The organism is Paraburkholderia elongata (assembly GCF_013177735.1).
GTDB classification, from domain to species: Bacteria; Pseudomonadota; Gammaproteobacteria; order Burkholderiales; family Burkholderiaceae; genus Paraburkholderia; species Paraburkholderia elongata.
Genome location: NZ_WOEZ01000030.1, coordinates 1 through 21,388, shown reverse-complemented (window position 1 = coordinate 21,388; position 21,388 = coordinate 1). Strand labels below are relative to the sequence as shown.

The window sequence follows — 21,388 nt, the reverse complement described above, 5'->3', positions numbered from 1 at the left end:
CGTCTGCCGTCGACATGGACAGCGTTATCGAATCCGCTTTCCCGCTGTCGCCGTCGGCAATCGAGGGGGACGCTGCTGCTCCAGGTGTTGCCGACACGAGAATCTGGGAATTCATTTCCGGGACGCCCTCGAATACGACAGGATGAGCAGCGGCAGTAAGTGACGAATACCCGCTCGCCAGGGGGATTCCATGACGTGCCATGATTGCGGATGCTATCTAGCCACTCATTCGAATCCTACAACGACGAATTCCCGAATGCCAATGCGCCCCCTTGGTCGCACCTATCTATGTGCCGCGGGAAAGTCCGCCATGCCTGTAAATGCTTAACGACGATACGGCTCGTAGGTCAGCGAGGATGACAGTTGCTCAACGCCGCGCGGCGAGTTGTCACGTGACCTGACCCGCACAGCATGAGCCTGACTGCTGCATTGGAGGACACCTGCTGGTGCCGTATGAGCAGTACACACAACAATCCCCGGGTTTTGGCTTGAGCACTGCCTTGCAATGCTCGCATTCGTAAAACCATACGCAGGCGTTGGTGGGCATCGTCTCGTCTTTCCTGTGCCCGCACACCGGGCACGTGATGGTGGAATCTAGCACGACCGAAATCATCATTGCACCTGCTTTACGTAGGACGAATAGGCGGCATCAGTTGTGGCGTTCTTCAACGCCAACACCAACGCTAACGCCAATCCATACTACTAGAAGCGTTTTGAAAAGCCCACGCTGAGCCCGTGTGGAAGTAGCTGAACGAATATCGGCGTATCCCGCGTGGTGCTCCAGTAGCCGACTGCCGTGCCCAGTGCCCAACTGGCAAGCACATCCGTCTGCCAATGTGCTTGACTCTTCATCCGCGCGACGCCGTCATAGAGAGGAAGGATTTCCAGCGCCCAGACCCAAGGATCCCGGCGGCCATAGTTGACGATGAATGGCGTGACGAAGCTCGCCTGAAGGGCGACCTCCCCGCTGGGGAAGCTTTGGCAGCAGCTACCCTGGAACCATTTGTTCGGCCCCAGCCCGCTACTCGGACGGGCGCGGCCAAATGCGTATTTCATGCCCTCCGCCGCGACTGCGGATATCGCCGACGCGTCCATCGCTTGCCAGAACGTGTGGCCGAGTTCGTTGTCGTTGCCTAACCATAGCGCGCCGCCCAGTTCGACGGCCACCACAGCGTACTCCAGCCCTAGCTGGTAGTTGCGGCCCCAAATGCCGCTCTGGTCGAACGCCAGTTCATGGTCGATTCCGAGCGGGCCGCCGCCGGCCTGCGCGCTCGCCGATGCGACTCCCAGCGCGGCGGCAGCAATGCAGCGCCTGACTCCGGGAGCGGCAAGTCGGCGCAAGAGAGTGGTTCGAAGGTAGCGCATGACACCTCCTGACAGACAATGGACAACTGCGCATGTCTGACCTGAGCAGGGTAGCCGCGCGGCAAAGGTGCGGCGTTGCTGGTCGTGCTACAAGAATAGACAGATGTCGGCGAGGTGCACCGCATTACCTACTTCTGGAGTGTTGCTATCGAGCGAGCGGTTGTTGCGGCGACGAAGCTGCAAAGAAATCCAGACACCGCACAAAGCATCTGAAGCGGAGCGAGGCGCGGCGAATGTCGATCCTTTGGCGCGCCTCGCTCGTTTACTTTTAGATAGATCCAGACAACCCGCTAGCTTAGAATGAATCAAACAAACAGATCAACTGCTAGCGTCATTTTTAAACTAATGCCCATGCAGACTTGACCGTGCTCTGCCGACAAATGCGCGACAAGTGCGTGAAATTTCGATCTGAGCCGATTGGGTAGCCAGCATCACTAGCCGACAGGAGAAATGCCATGTCACAGACAAGCCGTGATACCCGTAAGACGTATCGTCACGGTCTGCTATGGTTCGTTGCGTTATGGCTGCTCGGCGTCACCGGGACAGCATTGCTCGTGCTGCCGTTTCATCTTCTAGTCACCGCGGCAATGCATCACTAGCATGGACACCTTCCCCGGCGCCCATGCGTCCGGGCGCAACTCAATGCTATTCAAGCGTTGTCGGTAACTGTCCAAGTTGCCGGAACACCGATAGCCAGTCCTCAAGGTGCCATGTTTTCGCAACTAAACTTCCGCGCATCTGGTGGAAAGAGTGAATCGCGAAACTAATGTGTTTTGAACTTGCAGCAATGCCAAGTAGTTTCCCGGTTTGAGTGCCACTGATCTCCGCGCGAACGCCCACCCGGTCCCCATGTACCAGCAAGTCGAGAATGGTGACTTTCATATCGGGCAGAGCTATAGCGATGTCGGCGAACACCTGAACCATCTGCTCAGGTCCCGGCGCCGCCCCGAGGGGCTCGGGAATATATTCCCAATCAGAGGTAACGACCTTTCGTAACAGCGCGACGCTTTTCTGCTCGAAGGCGCGATAGAACCCTTCAATCGCTTCACGCGTGGCACCTTCGTCGGTAGGTAGGGTCATGTCCGGTTACTCCTGATCAGGCAAGGGGTTTGCGAAAAACGCTTCCGCCATAACCTAGCACGATATTGTCGACTTCAAACGGTGACGCCTCCTGCGCCTCGAGGATGAATGCAACGTGGCTGGGGGTCAGTTTTCTGGATATCGATTCGACCAGTTCGTCATCGAGCGTGTCCTTGATCGCATGCTCAGCCAGTCCACCACTCGCCCCTATTGTGAAGCCAAGTACCGCCCCTACCGGTCCGCCAAGTATCCCGATCAACCCGCCCGTTAGCGCACCGATTACTGTCCCCCAAAACGGCCGGGTTTGCTCGTCGAGCAAGGTCAGTTTGCCTGTGGCGTCCTTTTGAACCAGCACGCCGCTCTCGATTTTGAAACCAAGATCTTTTTCCTCAAAATTCCTGAAATCTCGACCCGCTCTTTCGGCGACGTCAACGCTGTCGAAAACCGCGACGATCAACTGTTGTGCCATTTGATAGCTCCTCGTATCGCTAACGTTATCTATCAAAGATAGTGATTTTCGCAGCGCGCGCCATTTGTTTGTTTCCGATGCATGGTATCGGTCGAAGTGAGCATTGACCGCCGCGCGCGCCCTACCGAGAATTACCGGCGTGCAATTGTTTAGCAGCGTCAAAATCAGCCGTACCCGTGTGGGTACCTGGCGTTGTGTCTGGCTCAAGAGATTCAGTTCTAATGGCGGCAGGTCGAAACCCGGCAGTATGCGGACCAGCCGGCCGTCTGCGAGCGCATCGACGCACGCCGGCTCTTCCAGCACCCCGATGCCGGCACCCGAAAGGATCATTTCATACATGGGCCGCCAATGACTGGTCTTGATCGCGGTGCGGATCGGCGCGCTCTCCACGACGGTCGCTACGTGCCTGAGCGGCAACTGGTCCGTGCCGAACATGCCCTGAACCCGAATGAAGGGATGTTTTACCAGGCCAGACGGCTCAGTAATGGGACCGTGCTGGTTCAGATAGCCAGGCGCGGCAACGAGAACGCGCCCAACCTGCCCCAGTTGACGGGCAATGAACGCCCCCTCTCCGAGCGGCCCAAGACGAAATGAAATATCTACCCCTTCTGTCACGAGGTCGACGATCCTGTCGTTCAGGACCAGTTCCAGATCCAGTTGTGGATAGGTTGCGCGCACCAGCGTCAACGCCTCCGGCACGATCGTCTCGCCAAAGCAGTGAGGGGCCGCGATGCGAATCGTTCCCTTGAGCTCCTGCTCATCGTTCGACACCTCAGCGACCGCCTGTTCCACGGCGTGCAGAATCCTCTTGCTACGCTCGTAGAAGGTGACACCTTCCGGCGTGCAATTGAAAGCGCGTGCGCTACGCAGCAGGAGCCGGCAGCCAAGGTACTTCTCGAGCCGCTCGATGCGTTCGCTTGCGGCCGGCTGCCCGATATTGAGGTCCCTTGCCGCGCCGGAGATACTCCCACGCTCAACCACCCTGACGTAGATGCGCATGGCTTCGAGCAGATTCACAGTACCCAACCTCCATTCGCAATGCGAATTATTTTCGGATGGTAACGATATGACAGGAGAATAAAAGGCCGCCAGGCCCGATATGAAGTATCGAAGGAGAAGCAGAGAATTGCGACAAAACAATGTCGAACTCTATCGGCACACGATCTCGCCTGACGCCGTTTGACACGTTGTCGGCCGGCGAGCATGCGAAACGCAATCTGGCCGCCAATCCGGCTTAGGGATGCCGCATTCGAACTCACTCAAAGCCTTTGCACTGTTTCCATAAAATGCCTAGGCGGTATAACATCTCTGAGCGTATAGCGAACCTCAACAATGTCACATGTATTGGCGCTCCTCTTGATGGCGAGGCAACGCTTCACGGGTGCCTGGGGCGGCCGCAGCAGCAAACGTGTTTCAGTCATTCGGACGAAAAATTTGCGCGCGCCTTAGACAGGTGATCACGAAGGCGGAAAACTTTCGCTCCATTCCCGGAATCACTAACGGTTCATCAATATTCAATCCGATGCCCAAAGACATCCCAGAATCGCAAGCCGTTTGTAATAACATCACTCGCAGCGCGATCTTCATCGTCGCAACCCTCGCGAGTGGCCAAGACCCCGCTGAACAAGTGCGCGCGTGGTGCGCGGACGTTGCCGCCCTGGTGCGCGCGGTCGGCAAGCGCGTCCCGTCCGGCAACCTGTCGTGCGTTGTCGGCTTCGGCTCCAACGTGTGGGACACGCTGTTCGGCGCCCCGCGCCCCGCGTGCCTGCACCTGTTTCGCGAATTCGGCGAAGGCGAACGCCGCGCCGTGAGCACGCCGGGGGATATTCTGCTGCACATCCGCGCGGACCAGATGGATCTCTGCTTCGAGCTCGCCACACAACTGACAGGACGGCTCGGCGATGCGGTCTCGGTGGTCGACGAAGTACACGGTTTTCGCAACTTCGATCTGCGCAGCATGGTGGGCTTCGTCGACGGCACCGAGAATCCGGCGGGGCGTAAGGCCGTCGATTCCACCCTCATCGGTGACGAGGATCCGGAGTTCGAGGCCGGCAGTTATGTCATCGTGCAGAAGTACCTGCACGACATGACCGGCTGGAACGCGCTTTCCGTCGAGACTCAGGAGCGCATTATCGGTCGCACGAAATTGTCCGACATCGAGCTCGACGCAGCGGTCAAACCGTCGTGTTCACACAGTTCGCTCACAACGCTCACCGAGAACGGCGAGGAAGTGAAAATCCTCCGCGACAACATGCCATTCGGCCGCCCCGGTATGGGCGAGTTCGGCACCTACTTCATCGGTTATGCCCGTTCGCCCGAGCCTATCGAGCAGATGATGGAGAACATGTTCGTCGGGCGGCCACCGGGCAATTACGACCGGCTGCTCGACTACAGCCGCGCGGTCACGGGCGACCTCTTCTTCGTCCCGTCGGCCACCTTGCTCGAGGCGCTCGCCGATCGCGATCCGCACGCTGCTGCAGCCGCTGTCGAACAGCTGCCGGAACCGTCTTCATCCGCCGAGCCGCGTCACGATGGCTCGCTGAATATTGGCTCTCTCAAGGGAATCTCCCAACATGAATAACCTGCATCGCGAGCTTGCCCCAATCTCCCACGCCGCCTGGTCGCAGATCGAGGACGAAGTGGCTCGTACGTTCAAGCGCAGCGTCGCCGGCCGTCGTGTAGTCGACGTCAAGGGTCCCGGCGGGACAGAACTGTCCGGCGTCGGCACGGGGCATCAGATTGCGATCACCGCGCCGCAGCAGGGCGTCGTGGCAAAACTGTCCGAGGTAAAGAGCCTCGTCCAGTTGACCGTGCCGTTCGAGCTGCAGCGCGAAGCGATCGACAGCGTCTTGCGCGGCGCGAAAGATGCAGACTGGCAGCCGGCGAAAGAAGCAGCAAAAGAACTCGCCTATGCCGAAGATCGCGCGATCTTCGATGGATACAAGGCTGCGGGCATAGGCGGGATTCGCGAAGGCTCGTCGAATCCGCCGCTCGTGCTGCCGGCCGACATTGCCGCTTATCCGAACACGATTAGCAACGCGCTCGAACAGCTGCGGCTTGCCGGTGTCGACGGGCCCTATTCCGTGCTGCTTGGCGCCGATGCGTACACGGCGCTCGGCGAGGCACGCGATCAAGGTTATCCGGTTATGGAGCACATCAAGCGGATCGTGAATGGCGACATCATCTGGGCGCCGGCGCTCGCGGGCGGCAGCGTGGTATCCATGCGCGGCGGCGACTTCGAGTTACACCTTGGCGAAGAGTTGTCGATCGGTTATGTGAGCCACACCGATGCGGTAGTGCGCCTTTATCTGCGTGAGACGCTGACCTTCCTGATGCTGACGAGCGAAGCGTCGGTGTCGTTAACGCAAGCAGAGTAGGCGCGGGCTCAGGCTCGCAACGATGGTTTCAGAAGCGCGGCCACTTCATCGCCGGGAAGTACTTCAAAGCGACTCGTCACTTCGCCGCAGTCGCCGTGCACTCTTTCCAGGATTTCCGCCGTGCACTTTCTTAACATCGTCACCATCATCCGTACCCGTGGCGGCACAGGACGTTGCGCCTGGATCAGTACATTCAGATCGAAAGGCAGCACCTCGAATTCCGGCAGTATGCGGACCAGCCGGCCGTCTGCGAGCGCATCGACGCACGCCGGCTCTTCCAGCACCCCGATGCCGGCACCCGAAAGGATCATTTCATACATGGGCCGCCAATGACTGGTCTTGATTGCGGTGCGGATCGGCGCGCTCTCCACGACGGTCGCTACGTGCCTGAGCGGCAACTGGTCCGTGCCGAACATGCCCTGGACCCGAATGAACGGATGTTTTACCAGGTCAGAAGGCTCAGTAATCGGACCGTGCTGGCTCAGATAGCCAGGCGCGGCAACGAGAACGCGCCCAACCTGCCCCAGTTGACGGGCAATGAACGCCCCCTCTCCGAGCGGCCCAAGACGAAATGAAATATCTACCCCTTCTGTCACGAGGTCGACGATCCTGTCGTTCAGGACCAGTTCCAGATCCAGTTGTGGATAGGTTGCGCGCACCAGCGTCAACGCCTCCGGCACGATCGTCTCGCCAAAGCAGTGAGGGGCCGCGATGCGAATCGTTCCCTTGAGCTCCTGCTCATCGTTCGACACCTCAGCGACCGCCTGTTCCACGGCGTGCAGAATCCTCTTGCTACGCTCGTAGAAGGTGACACCTTCCGGCGTGCAATTGAAAGCGCGTGCGCTACGCAGCAGGAGCCGGCAGCCAAGGAATTTCTCGAGCCGCTCGATGCGCTCGCTTGCTGCCGGCTGCCCGATATTGAGATCCCTTGCCGCGCCGGAGATACTCTCTCGTTCAACCACCCTGACGTAAATCCGCATGGCTTCTAGCAGATTCATGGTGCCCACCCTCCCTTTGTACCGATTTCGCATAGTTCGAACCAATCCTTGCGCATCGAAAGACCCCTGCATGGGGACTTGGCAATGTGCATTCAATGGAGAACAGAGTAAGGCCGGGCCATCAGTCGCAGAGTGCACACATCGGACCGGCTCGCGTCAGTACAGTTCTGCTACGATCTGTGCACCAGGCGATACCAGGCGGCGGCATGGCGATGCGAGCGCGTGTAAGCCGGGGGCGGACACCGGTACAACTTGCCGCAGCGAAACGCTAAGGGAATCGTCCGATGAATCTCTATGAGAAGCTTGCCGACGATATCGAGAAACTGATCCGGCAAGGCGTCTACGGTCATGGCGAACGCCTTCCGTCGGTACGGCAGACCAGCCAGCAGCATCGGCTCAGCGTGACGACCGTCATCCGCGCCTATTTGCTGCTCGAAAGCCGTGGCTTTCTAACGGCCAGGCCCCAGTCGGGCTATTTCGTCAACTTCCGGGGCGACGGGGGCGAACGCAAGACGCTTGAACTCCGGCCATCGAAACCGATTCCAATTTCGTCGCCGGTTGACGTCAGCCGGTTGGTGCTTTCCACCTTGCGCTCGATCGGCGTCGACGACGCCGTGCCACTCGGTTCGCCCTATCCCGACCCCGGTCTGTTTCCGTTCGAAAAGCTCAATCGCTACGCTTACGACGCGGGCCGCGGCAAAACGCGGTGGGGCGTGACGGATGCGCTGCCGCCCGGCAATGCGGCGCTCGTGCGCCAGATCGCGCGTCGCTACCTCGAGAACGGCATGGCCGTCGATCCGAACGAGATCATCATCACGGTCGGCGCGACTGAGGCAATCAATCTGTGCCTGCAGGCGGTCGCGAAGCCCGGCGACGTGATCGCGGTCGAGTCACCGACGTTCTACGCGATGCTCCATGCAATCGAACGGATGGGCATGAAAGCGATTGAGGTGTCGACCCATCCGGAACACGGCATCGATATTGAGGCGCTTGCCGCGATTGTGGCGTCGCAGACCATCACAGCCTGCATGGTCATGCCGAACTTCCAGAATCCGCTGGGTTTTCTGATGCCCGACGAGCGCAAGCGCGAACTCGTGCAATTCCTGACGAAGCACGATATTCCGGTCATCGAGAACGGTGTTTACAACGAGCTTCACTATGACAGCACGCATCCAAGCTCGTTGAAGTCGTTCGACACGAAGGGGCTGGTGCTTCACTGCGGTTCATTCTCGAAGACCCTCACGGCAGCCTACCGGATTGGTTGGGCGCTGCCGGGCCGATATCGCGATCAGGTCGAGAAACTCAAGTTTTTGAATACGCTGACCTCGCCATCGATTCCGCAAATGGCGATTGCAGAATTCCTTGAGCGCGATGGTTACGAGCATCACTTGCGAAGGGTTCGGCGAACGTACGCGCAGCAGGCCAATCTGATGAAGGCGACCGTCTCGCGGTTCTTTCCCGAAGGTACGCGCATGTCCAACCCGGCGGGCGGATACGTGCTGTGGATCGAACTGCCACCAAAGGTCGACGCCATGCGGCTCTATAACCTCGCGCTCGACCAGGGGATCACCATCGGACCAGGCTACATGTTCTCAGTCTCGGAGACGACCTATCGGAACTTCATCCGCCTCAATTACAGCAGCCCCTGGTCGAGCGAAATCGAACAGGCGGTGATTACCGTCGGCAAGCTCGTCGCGATGTGCGCCCGCTAACGGCAAGGTGGCACGGTGGCCGCTGCCTGAGCGCGTGTGAGCATGGGTGAACCCGGTGCGGCTCGAGCTGGATCGTCAGGGAAGCCTCACCCCCCCGTGACAGGCGGAAAGAACGCGATTTCGCTGTCCTCGCGCACGACAAACGTGTCGGCGACCATCTCATGGTTGACGGCTGTACGGAGCGGCCGGCCCGCGCGTAGTGCCTCGGCCCTCCGCTCATCTCTCGATGCGAGCCTGACCCGCAGGCAGTCAACGGGGAGTTCGGTCGCGTCAATGTGCACGATCTCCTGCGAGATGCCAAGTTGTTCACGAACGCTAGCGAAATATCGGATGGTGAGTTTCATTCGTCTGTTCCTCTTGCCGGCACGATGCGGGCGAATGGCGTATCAACCCCAGCGCAGCATCGACTGTTCATCGCGCGCCCTGGCCTCGACCCATCTGACCGCACCGTCGCGGCGGATCTCCTTCTTCCAGAGCGGCGCATGGGCCTTCAGGAAGTCCATCAGGAATTCGCACGCGTCGAATGCCGCGGCACGATGCGGCGCGGCGACCACGACGAGTACCACCGCATCGCCGAGCGCGACACGGCCGACCCGATGCACGATCTTCACCGCATCCAGACGCCATCGTGCGATCGCCTCTTCGACGATGCTGCTGAACGACTCCTCGGTCATCCCCGGGTAGTGCTCGAGTTCGAGCGCGACCACGTCGTCGAAATCGCCGCAATGACGCACTACGCCGAGGAAGTTCACGATGGCGCCCACGTTGGGATTGCGCGTGACCGGCATGATCTCCGACTGGATATCGATCGGCTGCTGCTGGACACGCACTTCGAAGCCCGCCGCGATGGCGGCCTGGGCAAGCGCTTGATCGCTCGCACGTTCGTCGACATGCGGTGCGTCAGGCTGTCCGCGATCACTGGGCGACGGTGTTGTCATGGCAGCTCTCCGGTCGGTGTCTGCTTCGCAAGGACTAGCCAGGCGTCAACCGCCGACCAGCGACATGCGGACTGTGGGATAGGCTTTTCCCGATCCCGGCCTGCGCGGCGTCGAGCGAAGCTCGGAGTAGCGGTCGTCGCGCTGGATCCACCGGTTGCGAACGGCCCCGGCAAGTTGCTCGACTGAGGCGGTATCAGCAAGCCAAGGCCTGAGGTCCGTGCCATGTGTGGCGAAAAGGCAGGAATAGAGTTGGCCGTCGGCCGATACGCGGGCGCGCGAGCATGAGCCGCAGAACGGTTGCGATACGCTCGCGATGAATCCGACTTCCCCTGCGCCGTCGGCATGGCGATAGTTGACGGCGGTGCCCGTCTGTTCATGCCCGATGACGGGGATCAGGGGGAACACCGATTCGACGATGTCGCGCGTCTCGCGCGCCGTGATCACCTTGGTGCTCGACCACCCGCCCGCGCCGCCAACGTCCATGAATTCAATGAAGCGCACGGCCACGCCGGTGCCCTTGAACAGCCGCACGAGCGGCAGGATCTGGCTGTCGTTGACGCCTCGCTCGATCACCGTGTTGACCTTGATCGGCGCGAGTCCCACCGCGCGCGCCGCCTCGATCCCGTCCAGGATCCGCGACACGGGCATGTCGACGTCACTCATCCGGCGGAATACCGTGTCTTCCACGGCGTCGAGGCTCACTGTCACGCGGCCGAGGCCGGCGTCGCGCAGCGAGCGCGCCTTCGCGGCGAGCAGGGAGCCGTTTGTCGTCAGCGCGAGCTCCATCGGTTTGCCGCTTTCAGTGGTCAGTTTCGCGAGCTGTTCGATCAGCGATTCGAGCCCGCGCCGCAGGAGCGGCTCACCGCCGGTGATGCGTATCTTCTCCACCCCGAGCAGAGCGAACGCTTTTGCGACCTTAAGGATCTGCTCGAACGACAGGCGCTCCGAAGACGGCAGGAACCGGTAGTCTGCGCCGAAGGTGTCACGCGGCATGCAGTACGTACAGCGGAAATTGCATTGATCGATGACGGACAGACGTAAATCCCGCAGCGGACGATTGAGCTTGTCGAGCGTGGTCGTGACACCGCCGGCGGATACGCCATGGCGGGACGCCGTATCGGCGGGTATGGGCTGGTCGATGATGTTCACGATCTATCCGAAGGTGGGCAGCGTGCAGCGGGATACAGAACGTCGGCAGTCGATCTTTCTGACCGGCAACGCCACCGGCCTGTGCACACGCTTCTGGCAGGATAGTGCGTCGGCCCTGCGCAGGAGACGCACAGTCTGCGTCGAATTGCAGGAGTACAGTTTGTGCGCCGTATCGGGTGTCGCGGCGAGGCAGACGCGCATCCCGACGGGCAGGCCGACCGGATGCGTCGAAGAACGCCCCTAAGTCAGTTGGTACTCCCGCACTGGTACGACCGCCTCGGGAAGTTCACAGCCACACAGTTCGAGAATCGATCGTTCGATGTTGCGGGTCATGGCGTCAAGCGCCAACGCATTCGGCACGAGCGTAAAAGGCTCGGCGACTTCGCTGGCGATCGCTTCGAGCGCAATGAGCGTATAAGAAATGAAAACGCAGAGAAGCGGCGTGAAGAACTCCGTCGAATCGACCAGACCGAACGGCAGCAAAACGCAATAAGCATAGACCGTGCGGTGAAGCAACACACTGTAGGAAAACGGAATGGGCGTGGAGGCGATCCGTTCGCATCCTCCCACGGCCCTTCCCAATTCGTTGAGCTGCGCGTCGACCATCCAGAGCTTGGTATCCGACATCAATGCCCGAACTTGCAGATCGGCGAAGTCGCGACGAAGGTCATTGAGCAGCGCCGTCGGTTTGTAGCAGGTGTGCTGCAACGCCTCGGTTCGCGTGCGTCCGATTAAGCGAACGAGATCGGGCATCGGGTCGGTCCTACGCAGTTCGTGCTTCAACGCGTACACAGCCGCAATCAGTGTATGGGCCGTCCGAACGTTGTGATCGCCCCGCGGGACGTAACACAGCATCTGTGAGGTCAACGCACGCGCTGAGATCAGGATAACGCCCCAGAGATGGCGCGCCTCATTGAAGCGCTCGTAGCTTGCGTTATTGCGGAACGCAAGGAAGATCGCAAGCGCCAAGCCGAATAATGTGAACGGTGCCGTATTGAGCGGGATCTTCTCGCCGAAAATGCGCCCTTGCGTCAGGACAGCGAGACAACTGACGGCCCCCATGAAAACCAGTTGGGGAATAATCGACTGCAACACGGAACCGTTCCAGACAAACAGCAGCCGGAACCAGTTTTGCCCTGGCCTTACGATCATGATGTGCTCTTGTAATGGTCTGACTGCGCCGTCACCCTCAGTGGTAGCCGGCGTCCCCTTCCCGCACCTTGCCCCGGAACACGCGATACTGCATGACGTTGTAGACGAGAATAATCGGCAGCACGATCACCGTGCCAACCAGTGCAAATAGCTGGCTCGAGTGGCTCGACGAGGCTTGCCAGATCGTCAGGGACGGCGGAATGATGTTCGGCCAGATGCTGATGAGCAAGCCGCTATAGCCGAGAAAGCACAGCGCGAGCGTGAGAAGGAACGGGGTCGCTTCGTGCTTCAGGCGAAGCGAACGGAAGACGCCCCACACGCAGGCAATGACAAGGATCGGCACCGGTAGGAACCAGCCGAGATTGCCGCTTCCGAACCAGCGATGTGCAACCGCCGGCAATCCGATCACGGTCCAGAGACTCACGACGATCATCGCCCCGAGCAGGACGCTCACGAGTGGCCGCATCACCTCGCGCATCTTGCGCTGCAATTCGCCGTCCGTCTTCAGGATGAGCCAACCGCAGCCGAGCGTCGCATACGTGGTGAGCACGCCGATTCCGCAGAACAGGCTGAACGGCGAGAGCCAGTCGAACGGCGCGCCGGCGAAACGGCCATCGACGATCTTGATGCCTTGCAGCAGCGACCCCAGCACGATGCCCTGGCAGAGCCCCGCGAGCGCGGAGCCGCCAATGAAAGCGAGGTCCCACGCATGCTGGGTCCTGACGGCTTTTGCACGCAGTTCGAACGCCGCCCCGCGGAAGATCAGGCCCACGACCATCAGGATCAGCGGCATATAGTTCGCCGGCAGCAGCGTCGAATACGCCACCGGGAACGCCCCGTAAAGCCCGGCGCCACCGAGCACGAGGAACGTCTCGTTACCGTCCCAGACCGGGGCGATGGTATTGAGCATCACTTCGCGATCGCCTTTCTCCTCGAAAAACGGAAACAGCAGGCCGATGCCGAGATCGAATCCGTCGAGCATCACGTAGATGAAAACGCCGAGTCCGATGATCGCGGCCCACACAACAGGAAGATCGATTTGCATGGTGTCACTCTCCTTCCAGTGCGTCGAGCGGGCGATTGCGCAAGACCGGATGCTTGCGGGACTCGCGGCGGTCGATATGCTCCTCCGGTCCCTGTTTCATCATCTTCATCATGTAGTAGAAACCCATGCCGAACACCAGGAAATACACCAGCACAAAGATCAGCAAGGAAACGCCTGCTTGCTGGGAACCGATCGGCGAAACGGAGTCCGCGGTACGCAAGACACCGTAGACCGTCCAGGGTTGGCGGCCAACCTCGGTCGTTATCCACCCCGCCAACAGCGCCACAATTCCAGAAGGCCCCATGCACAGCACGAAACCCTGAAACCACCGCGTCTCGTAGAGGCGGCCGCGCACTCTGAGCAGCAGGCCGAGCAGCGCTGTCAATAGCATCAACATGCCGAGACCCGCCATGACCCGGAATGTCCAGAACACGATCGGCGAATACGGACGGTCTTGCGGAGGAAACTCCTTCAGACCGCGGATTTCTCCGCTCCAGCTATGGGTCAGGATGAGACTGCCCAAATGCGGTATCTGGATCGCGTAGCGCGTCACCTCTGCATTCATGTCAGGCAAGCCGATCAGATTGAGCGCCGTGCCGCCTTTCTCGGTTTGCCATAGCCCTTCGATCGCAGCGATCTTGGCCGGCTGATATTCGCGTGTGTTGAGGCCGTGCGCATCGCCAACGAAAATCTGTATCGGCGTCAGGATAAGCAGCATCCACAGCGCCATCGAAAAACTACGCTTGACCGGTTTGTCGCGCCGGCCTTGCAACAGATGCCACGCGCCGCAAGCGGCGACGATGAAGGCCGCCACGATGAACGCCGCGATGGTCATATGCGCAAGGCGAAACGGGAACGACGGGTTGAAAATCACCTTCATCCAGTCGACCGGCACGATCCGGCCATTCTCGATCGCGAACCCCTGCGGCGTCTGCATGAAGCTATTCGACGCGAGAATCCAGAACGTGGAAATGAGCGTGCCCACCGCCACCATGAGCGTGGCGAAGAAGTGCGCGCGTGGACTGACCCGTTGCCAGCCGAACAGCATGACGCCGAGAAAGCCGGCCTCGAGAAAGAACGCCGTCAGCACTTCATAGGTAAGGAGCGGCCCCGTAACGTTGCCGGCGACGCTGGAAAATCCGCTCCAGTTGGTACCGAACTCGTAGGCCATCACCACACCCGAGACCACCCCCATTCCGAAGCCGACCGCGAAGATCTTCGACCAGAACAGGAACATGTCTTTGTAGGCAACGTCGCCGGTCAGCAACCAGCGCCATTCCAGCACGGCGAGGAAACTGGCCATGCCGATGCTGATTGCGGGAAAAATAATATGAAATGAAACCGTGAACGCAAACTGCAACCTGGCAAGGTGGAATGCATCGAAGATTTCCATGATTGATCAATGGCTCCAGGTGATAACGTCATTTGCGCCCGGTATCCTGCAGGTCGATCAACCGAACGCGCACGTCCGGTTGATCGAGCCGTCAAGCTCGCGCCAAGTCAGGCTTCTGCCGAGCGCACAATATGAACAGGAACAGACTTGTACGAAGGCGTGCCACTCTCCTTGTCGATGTAGTCGAGCGGCACCAGAACGTTCGCTTCCGGGTAGTACGCCCCGACTGAGCCCTTCGCGATGTTGTAGGCGATCGCCGTGATGTTCTTCAGGCGAAGCTCTCTGCCCGACGACGTAATCGTCTGGATGTCAACCAGATCACCATGTTCAAGTCCTTGCTCGGCAAGATCGTCTTCGTTCATGAACAGCACGTCGCGCCGGCCGAACACGCCTCGGTAACGATCGTCCAAGGCATAGATGGTGGTGTTGTACTGGTCGTGGCTGCGCAGCGTGATAAGACGGAACACGTTTTCAGCGTCGCGGACGTCGGCGTCTTCCTTCACTCCACCGTACACCGAGAACATCGCTTTTCCTGACGGCGTGGGCCACACGCGTTCGGTCGGAGGAAGTGGCATGCGGAATCCGCCCGGAACTCTGATTCGCTCATTGAATGCCTCGAATCCCGGCACGGTTTGCTCGATCAGATCCCGGATCTTGTCGTAGTCGGCAACCAGGTCCGACCATGCCACCTTGCTGTTCGGCAACGTCGCCCTTGCGATACCGGCGACGATCGCAGGCTCCGATAGCAAATGTTCGGACGCGGGCGTCAGCTTGCCCGAAGAAGCGTGGACCATCGACATGGAATCCTCGACCGTAATGGACTGCCGGCCGGTCGCCTGGATATCGAGTTCCGTGCGGCCCACAACCGGCAGCACGTAGGTTTCTTTTGCCACTAGCAGGTGCGAACGATTGAGCTTGGTGCCGAGGTGGACGCTCAGATCGAGCTTGCCCATTGCGGGAAAGGACTGCTCGGAATCGGGCAATGCAACCGCAAAGTTTCCGCCGAGGCAAATCAGGGCCTTGGCTGTGCCGGCGATCATCGCCTGCATCGCCTGGACCGCATCGTGCCCGTGCGCCACGGGCGGCTCGAACCCGAATACATCTCCGATCTGCTTGAGGAAGGTAGCGGACGGTTTTTCCGTGATGCCAACGGTGCGGTTCCCCTGCACGTTGGAATGTCCGCGCAAAGGACAGATGCCTGCGCCGGGTTTGCCGATGTTGCCGCGCAGCAGTAACAGATCCGCAATCAGACGGACATTGGCGGTGCCCCTGTTATGCTGGGTAACGCCCATTCCGTAAGTGACAATCGTCGCGTTCGATTTTGCATAGGCAATCGCAACCTCCTCGAGATCTTCACGGGTGAGTCCGCTTGCCCTTTCGATATCGTCCCATGACGTCGCTTCCAGATCGGCGGCAAACGCGTCGAAACCCTGGGTATGCGTCGCGATAAACTCGTGGTCCAGCACGGTGTTGCCCTGTTCTGCGTCCATCTGCAGCAGCGCTTTCATGATGCCCTTGAGGGCGGCAGCGTCTCCGCAGGCGTCGACCTGGAAATAGGTCGACGCGATCCGGGTCGATCCGAAGGTCGCCATTTCAATGACGCTCTGCGGATCGGCGAAGCGCTCAAGCGCGCGCTCGCGCAGCGGATTGAACACGATGATCGGGACGTTGCGCCGCGAGCATTCGTGGAGTGTCCCCATCATCCGCGGGTGATTCGTGCCGGGATTGTGGCCGATCGAGAGAATGAGTTCGGTCTTATCGAAATCCTCCAGCGAGACCGTGCCTTTGCCGATCCCGATCGATTGCGGCAGGCCAACGCTGGTCGGCTCGTGGCACATGTTCGAGCAATCGGGGAAATTGTTCGTACCATATTCGCGGGCGAACAGCTGGTACAGGTACGCGGCTTCGTTCGAGGCGCGGCCCGACGTATAAAACTCGACCTGATCCGGTGATAACGCACGCAGAATCTCGCCGATGCGCGCAAACGCATCCTCCCATTCGACGGCGCGAAACGTATCGGTTGCGCGGTCGTAGACGAGTGGATGCGTGAGCCGGCCCATGCCCTCCAGCTCATAGTCGGTCTTTTGCAGAAGCGACGTTACGGTGTTGCCAGCGAAAAACTCCGGCGTCACCCGCTTGGTCGTCGCTTCCCACGTGACCGCTTTTGCGCCGTTTTCGCAGAACTGGAATGTAGACTTGTGCTCCTTGTCCGGCCAGGCGCAACCCGGACAATCAAAGCCGTCGGGCTGATTGGTCCGCATCAACGTAATCGGCGCCTCAATGCTTTCCATTTGTGTTCGGACGGCTTGAGCGGTCGCTCGAAGCGCCCCCCAGCCTCCAGCGGGGCCGTCATATGGCCGGATTCCAGGAACTTCGCGTCGCGTGGTCATAGAGACTCCATCGGCTGCCTCAGGAGACCTGAAGGCAGTCTTGCTTGGGGTTACGCCGCATCACGGCGTAAGGCTTGGATTGGGTTCAGTCTAGTTGGGTTGATGCGCCGCGAAGGGCACAGATCGACCCGTGGCGGGCGTGCACAGTACGAGTGCAGTGACGCCGCCTGTCTTGACCGGGCTGGGAACCCGCGCACCGTCGGCAATGATGCCGCGGCCTCTCCCAGCCGGTTACGCGCCTCATTCCTTCGAGTGGGCGCTTGCAGTTGGTTCGGGGCTGCCGACCTCTTTGGACGGTTTTTTCTTCGCACGTGCGCTACCCGCCTTCCCGCCCGTCGCCTTGGGCGCAGGAGGCGCCGCCTCGCTCTTGTTGAACTTCACTTCGTCGCTGTCCTTGTCATAACTGACCTCGACGCTGTCGCCCGACTTCAAGGCGCCGCCGAGAATCTGCTTCGCGAGCCGCGTTTCCAGTTCCTGGCGAATCTGGCGTTTCAACTCGCGTGCGCCGAACTCCGGCCGATAGCCGGCCTCGGCGAGGTGATCAATAACCGATTCGTCTATCTTGAGAGTAATGTCCTGCGCGGCGGCGGTGCGCACCACCCGTTCGAGCTGGATCTGCACGATCGCGCGGATGTTTTCGCGCGAGAGCCCGTGGAAGACGATGATTTCGTCGATCCGGTTCAGGAATTCGGGGCGGAAGTGGCCCTTGAGCACCCCCATCAATTCCTCGCGAATCGCTTTCTCGGCCTGGCGATCCCCCTCGGGTTTTTCGAGGTTGTCCATGATGATCGATGCACCGAGGTTGCTCGTCGCAATGATGATCGTGTTGCTGAAGTCCACCACGCGACCCTTGCCGTCGGTCAGCCGCCCGTCGTCGAACACCTGCAGCAGCACGTTGTACACGTCGGGGTGGGCCTTCTCGATCTCATCGAGCAGGATCACGCTGTACGGGCGCCGCCGGACGCGCTCGGTCAGTTGCCCGCCCTCCTCGTACCCGACGTAGCCCGGAGGCGCGCCGATCAGCCGAGCGACCGCGTGACGCTCCATGTATTCGGACATGTCGATGCGGATGACCGCCTGCTCGTCGCCGAACACCGTTTCTGCCAGCGCCTTCGCGAGTTCGGTCTTGCCGACACCGGTGGGCCCGAGGAACAGGAACGTCGCAATAGGCCGGTTCGCCTGGCCGAGTCCCGCCCGTGACAGGCGCACGGCGTCGCTCACGGCAATCACCGCGTCGTCCTGGCCGATCACGCGCTCGCGCAGCTTATTCTCCATATCCAGAAGCTTCTGGCGCTCTTCCTGCGTGAGCTCCGTGACCGGAATGCCGGTGAGACGCGACACCACTTCGGCAATTGAGGCGACCGTCACTTCGAGCGTTTCCGATCCGGTCTTGCGCTGCCATGCTTCCATCTGCTCGTCGAGTTTCTCCTGCTTTTCACCGATCCGTGCCTCGAAAGCTTTCGCCTCATCGAAGCGCTTGCGCGAGGACGCATAATCCTGCTCGCGCTTGAGCTGGACCATCTCGGCTTCGAGCTCCTGGATGGCCGCGGGACGCGAGGTCGCGCCGATACGCACGCGTGCCGCCGCCTGGTCAATCAGGTCGATGGCTTTGTCTGGCAAAAAGCGCGACGTAATGTAGCGATCCGAGAGTTCGGCGGCAGCAACAAACGCATCGTCGGCAAAGGTCACCTGGTGGTGCGCCTCGAGCTTGTCGCGAAGGCCACGCAGGATGACGATGGTCTGCTCGACCGTCGGTTCCGGCACCAACACCGGCTGGAAGCGCCGCTCGAGCGCGGCATCCTTTTCGATGTACTTCTGATATTCGTTGAGGGTCGTCGCGCCGATCAGACTGAGCTCGCCACGGGCAAGCGCGGGCTTCAGCACATTCGCGATATCGAGGCCGCCTTCGCCCCCGCCTTGTCCCGCCCCCACGATCGTGTGCAGTTCATCGATGAACAGGATCAGTTCGTCCTTCTTGGCCGTGACTTCATCGATCAGCTGCTTTGCACGCTCTTCGAATTCGCCGCGATACTTCGCACCGGCCACCATCGAGTTGATGTTCACCTCGACGAGCCGCTTGCCGCGCAGAACTTCAGGCACGTCGCCGTTGATGATGCGCTGGGCCAGCCCTTCGACGATCGCGGTCTTGCCGACACCCGGCTCGCCGATCAGTACGGGATTGTTCTTCTTGCGCCGCGCGAGCACCTCGATCGTGCTCTCGATTTCCTGCGCACGACCCAGCACGGGGTCGAGCTTGCCCTCACGCGCCATGGCCGTGAGGTCGCGTCCGAACTTATCAAGGTTGGGCGTGCCGGTTGGCGTGTCGACACGGCCGTCCTCCGCGCCTTTACCCACGACTTTCACGACCTTCTGACGCAACGCTTCCGGCGTCACGCCATATTTCTTCAGCAGCGTGCCCGCAATGCTGTCCGGCACGGCCGCAAGCCCGATCAGCAGATGCTCCGGGCCAACATAAGAGTGCCCAAGATCGCGCGACGCCTGGAACGCATATTGGAACGCCTTTTTCAAACGAGGCGAGACGGTCATCTTCTCGATCGGCGCGTCGGGATCGACGGTTCCCTTTTGCGCATGCTGATCGATATATCCCTTGATGTCCTGCGGCGAGAGCTTGAGCTCCTTCAGGAGCGCCGCGCACACGTCGGTGTCCGCAAGCACGTACAGCAGGTGTTCGGTGTCGAGTTCGCTGCGGCCAAGCTCATGTGCCTTCTCCGCGGCGCGCTGCAGCAATTCGAGCGTCTGCTCACTGAAAGCATCGGTTGCGTCGACCGATTCACGCGGCACCTCGGCGGCGAACCCAGCGTCTTCATGATCCTCGGCCCCATCCCCCATGCCGCCGAAGAAGCGCGACAAGCCGCCGCCTCCCAGCAGTGAATCGAACGGGTTGAGCATGCTTTGGTGCCGCATCAATTGACGGTAGTCGTAGTCGCAGATCGACATGGATTTACGCTCGCCGTTTTGCACAACGGTCACACGGGCAACCGCGGGACGGGCGTTACAGATTTCGCAGAGGGCTGGCATCGTAGAGTCACCTTTTCAGTTAATGCTTCCGTCTATTTCAAAGGTTATAAGCTTCGCCAACATGTCATTCGGAGTCGCCGTCCACGGTCCGTTTGCTTTGTTCAATAACCGGAGAACCGTGATAGCGATGACTCATTGAGCGCGGTGTATGCATCGACGCGCAGCAGCATGATTAGCATAACGAGACCCCGAATCCGCCCTTGGATTCTATGAGTGGCGCGTGAATAAGGGAATATTGGTTTTTCCGATGATAGGCATTGGCGGCATCTGCCCGAGGGGATTTAGGCAGAAAATCTGCCGCCAGAAAACTTCAAGACCACATTAACCCGATACCGACGTCAAAGAGGCGTTGGGGCTCTCATTTCCGGGCCTCGCGGCGACTCTGCTCTTCGACGGTGAAGATAGCCTCCGGCACGGATTCGAGCCGCGCTTTCGGTATCGGGTCACCACTAGCATCGGAGAGGCCGTAGGTACCCTCGTCGATCTTCTGCAGCGCGCGCTCGATATCGCTGATACGCCGATCGTTCGCGTCATGCAGCGCCTGGTTGACCTCGTTCTGTGCCATTCCCTGCGCCTCGTCCTCGATCTCTTCGGCCTCGTCGCCATGCTGCTCCTGGGCCGCCCGCTCGCCTGCGATTGTGTTCTCCTCGCCGCCCAACAGTTCCCGGCGTAACGCCTCGAGGCGCGCGCGCTGCTGCGCGATGAACTCGTCACTCAATGCGCCCTGCTGCTTCGACATGGTTCTCTCCCTCGCCATAGCCGACGCGTGATTCGGCAAGGCAGTGAAGCGCAGATGCAAAGGGCCCGGTTCGCGACCTGTTTGTTCGGGTTTCCACGATCAGGCGGCGCGGGTCATCATGCGCCTTCGCACAACACGCAGCGGTAGCTTGCGTCCGCCGAATGACTGTCATGCGACAGTGCGCTTTCATCCAGCCTAAGGCTAGGATAGTACGAACATCAAATTCACGCACCTAACTCCTGAAATGCGTGGCCATTGGCCTCGAGCCCCTTCAGGATGTCTGGCGTGAGTTCGCTTTGCCAAACATGTCCGTCGAATTGCCACTGACTTGTGTCAACGAGGTCGGGGAGGCCCGCCCCCTTGCGCACATAGAGCCCGAGTGTCGGCTTCTTCAGGTTGATATAGAAATCAAATTCGGCTATTTCAAAAGTGGAGTGGGTAATGCGGCTTACGAGGCATGTGGGTTGAAGGCTGAGAAGTCGAGCTTTCCGGCGATGAGGAACAGCACAGTCCGCATGGTTTTGAAGCTGGCGTACCCGCGC

19 protein-coding genes and 2 pseudogenes are annotated in these 21,388 nt (G+C 60.1%); 5 read left to right on the top strand and 16 right to left on the bottom strand.

Annotated elements, in window-relative coordinates; genetic code table 11:
• Positions 1-388: 388 nt before the first annotated feature.
• Together GNZ13_RS52045 and GNZ13_RS05275 are read right to left on the bottom strand one after the other, a co-directional pair.
• Positions 389-613: a GDCCVxC domain-containing (seleno)protein gene (locus GNZ13_RS52045; protein ID WP_236001818.1), complete on the bottom strand. Its 225-nt coding sequence runs from the start codon at positions 611-613 to the stop codon at positions 389-391.
• A gap of 89 nt (positions 614-702) precedes the next feature.
• On the bottom strand, positions 703-1,365 hold the full coding sequence (locus GNZ13_RS05275) for a phosphatase PAP2 family protein (RefSeq protein ID WP_172161148.1): 663 nt from the start codon (positions 1,363-1,365) through the stop codon (positions 703-705).
• A gap of 455 nt (positions 1,366-1,820) precedes the next feature.
• Between GNZ13_RS05275 and GNZ13_RS05270 the strand changes: the two genes are divergently transcribed.
• Positions 1,821-1,964, top strand: a complete 144-nt coding sequence (locus GNZ13_RS05270) for a hypothetical protein (protein ID WP_172161146.1) — start codon at positions 1,821-1,823, stop codon at positions 1,962-1,964.
• 46 nt (positions 1,965-2,010) lie between these two features.
• Here the strand turns inward: GNZ13_RS05270 and GNZ13_RS05265 are convergent, their stop codons facing one another.
• From GNZ13_RS05265 to GNZ13_RS05255, 3 genes and pseudogenes are all read right to left on the bottom strand, one after another.
• Complete coding sequence (locus GNZ13_RS05265; protein ID WP_172161144.1) at positions 2,011-2,445, bottom strand: ester cyclase; 435 nt, start codon at positions 2,443-2,445, stop codon at positions 2,011-2,013.
• Between the two features lie 16 nt (positions 2,446-2,461).
• Positions 2,462-2,713 (bottom strand): annotated as a pseudogene (locus GNZ13_RS54150) (DUF1269 domain-containing protein); the annotation flags it as partial.
• Between the two features lie 327 nt (positions 2,714-3,040).
• Positions 3,041-3,931, bottom strand: a pseudogene (locus GNZ13_RS05255) (LysR family transcriptional regulator); the annotation flags it as partial.
• Positions 3,932-4,436: 505 nt separating this feature from the next.
• Here GNZ13_RS05255 and GNZ13_RS05250 point away from each other — a divergent pair.
• The gene (locus tag GNZ13_RS05250) at positions 4,437-5,495 is read left to right on the top strand and encodes a Dyp-type peroxidase (RefSeq protein WP_172161162.1); all 1,059 of its coding nucleotides are present in this window, start codon (positions 4,437-4,439) and stop codon (positions 5,493-5,495) included.
• Positions 5,488-6,291: a family 1 encapsulin nanocompartment shell protein gene (locus GNZ13_RS05245; protein ID WP_172161142.1), complete on the top strand. Its 804-nt coding sequence runs from the start codon at positions 5,488-5,490 to the stop codon at positions 6,289-6,291. Before GNZ13_RS05250 ends, GNZ13_RS05245 begins: the two co-directional genes overlap by 8 nt.
• Positions 6,292-6,299: 8 nt before the next feature.
• On the opposite strand, the gene GNZ13_RS05240 is transcribed toward GNZ13_RS05245, so the two are convergent.
• Entirely contained in the window at positions 6,300-7,289 is a 990-nt protein-coding gene (locus GNZ13_RS05240; protein ID WP_172161140.1) for a LysR family transcriptional regulator, read from the bottom strand.
• Positions 7,290-7,573: 284 nt separating this feature from the next.
• Between GNZ13_RS05240 and GNZ13_RS05235 the strand changes: the two genes are divergently transcribed.
• Positions 7,574-9,001 carry an aminotransferase-like domain-containing protein gene (locus tag GNZ13_RS05235; protein ID WP_172161138.1) on the top strand — a complete coding sequence of 476 codons (1,428 nt, stop codon included), beginning with the start codon at positions 7,574-7,576 and terminating at the stop codon, positions 8,999-9,001.
• An 86-nt stretch (positions 9,002-9,087) separates the two neighbouring features.
• Here GNZ13_RS05235 and GNZ13_RS05230 read toward each other — a convergent pair whose 3' ends face one another.
• From GNZ13_RS05230 to moaA, 3 genes are read right to left on the bottom strand one after another with little or no spacing between them, the layout of a single operon-like run.
• On the bottom strand, positions 9,088-9,345 hold the full coding sequence (locus tag GNZ13_RS05230; protein WP_172161136.1) for a MoaD/ThiS family protein: 258 nt from the start codon (positions 9,343-9,345) through the stop codon (positions 9,088-9,090).
• A gap of 42 nt (positions 9,346-9,387) precedes the next feature.
• Positions 9,388-9,939 (bottom strand): molybdenum cofactor biosynthesis protein MoaE, encoded by a 552-nt coding sequence (locus tag GNZ13_RS05225; RefSeq protein ID WP_172161134.1) that lies wholly within the window; start codon positions 9,937-9,939, stop codon positions 9,388-9,390.
• A gap of 45 nt (positions 9,940-9,984) precedes the next feature.
• Positions 9,985-11,088 carry a GTP 3',8-cyclase MoaA gene (gene moaA, locus GNZ13_RS05220; RefSeq protein WP_172161132.1) on the bottom strand — a complete coding sequence of 368 codons (1,104 nt, stop codon included), beginning with the start codon at positions 11,086-11,088 and terminating at the stop codon, positions 9,985-9,987.
• Between moaA and GNZ13_RS05215 the strand changes: the two genes are divergently transcribed.
• Positions 11,078-11,332 carry a hypothetical protein gene (locus GNZ13_RS05215; RefSeq protein WP_172161130.1) on the top strand — a complete coding sequence of 85 codons (255 nt, stop codon included), beginning with the start codon at positions 11,078-11,080 and terminating at the stop codon, positions 11,330-11,332. The genes moaA and GNZ13_RS05215 overlap by 11 nt on opposite strands.
• Here GNZ13_RS05215 and GNZ13_RS05210 read toward each other — a convergent pair.
• The 7 genes from GNZ13_RS05210 to GNZ13_RS51485 form a co-directional block, all read right to left on the bottom strand.
• On the bottom strand, positions 11,329-12,240 hold the full coding sequence (locus GNZ13_RS05210; RefSeq protein WP_172161128.1) for a bestrophin family protein: 912 nt from the start codon (positions 12,238-12,240) through the stop codon (positions 11,329-11,331). The two genes, GNZ13_RS05215 and GNZ13_RS05210, sit on opposite strands and share 4 nt — an antisense overlap.
• Before the next feature lie 37 nt (positions 12,241-12,277).
• Entirely contained in the window at positions 12,278-13,285 is a 1,008-nt protein-coding gene (cydB, locus tag GNZ13_RS05205) for a cytochrome d ubiquinol oxidase subunit II (RefSeq protein WP_172161126.1), read from the bottom strand.
• A 4-nt stretch (positions 13,286-13,289) separates the two neighbouring features.
• Positions 13,290-14,678: a cytochrome ubiquinol oxidase subunit I gene (locus GNZ13_RS05200; RefSeq protein ID WP_172161124.1), complete on the bottom strand. Its 1,389-nt coding sequence runs from the start codon at positions 14,676-14,678 to the stop codon at positions 13,290-13,292.
• 107 nt (positions 14,679-14,785) lie between these two features.
• Positions 14,786-17,068 carry an FdhF/YdeP family oxidoreductase gene (locus tag GNZ13_RS05195; RefSeq protein WP_172161122.1) on the bottom strand — a complete coding sequence of 761 codons (2,283 nt, stop codon included), beginning with the start codon at positions 17,066-17,068 and terminating at the stop codon, positions 14,786-14,788.
• Between the two features lie 240 nt (positions 17,069-17,308).
• On the bottom strand, positions 17,309-20,107 hold the full coding sequence (locus GNZ13_RS05190) for an ATP-dependent Clp protease ATP-binding subunit (protein WP_172161120.1): 2,799 nt from the start codon (positions 20,105-20,107) through the stop codon (positions 17,309-17,311).
• A gap of 358 nt (positions 20,108-20,465) precedes the next feature.
• The gene (locus GNZ13_RS05185; protein WP_172161118.1) at positions 20,466-20,846 is read right to left on the bottom strand and encodes a TraR/DksA family transcriptional regulator; all 381 of its coding nucleotides are present in this window, start codon (positions 20,844-20,846) and stop codon (positions 20,466-20,468) included.
• A gap of 224 nt (positions 20,847-21,070) precedes the next feature.
• The coding region (locus tag GNZ13_RS51485) for a hypothetical protein (protein WP_216674720.1) at positions 21,071-21,388 on the bottom strand (318 nt) is incomplete at its 5' end.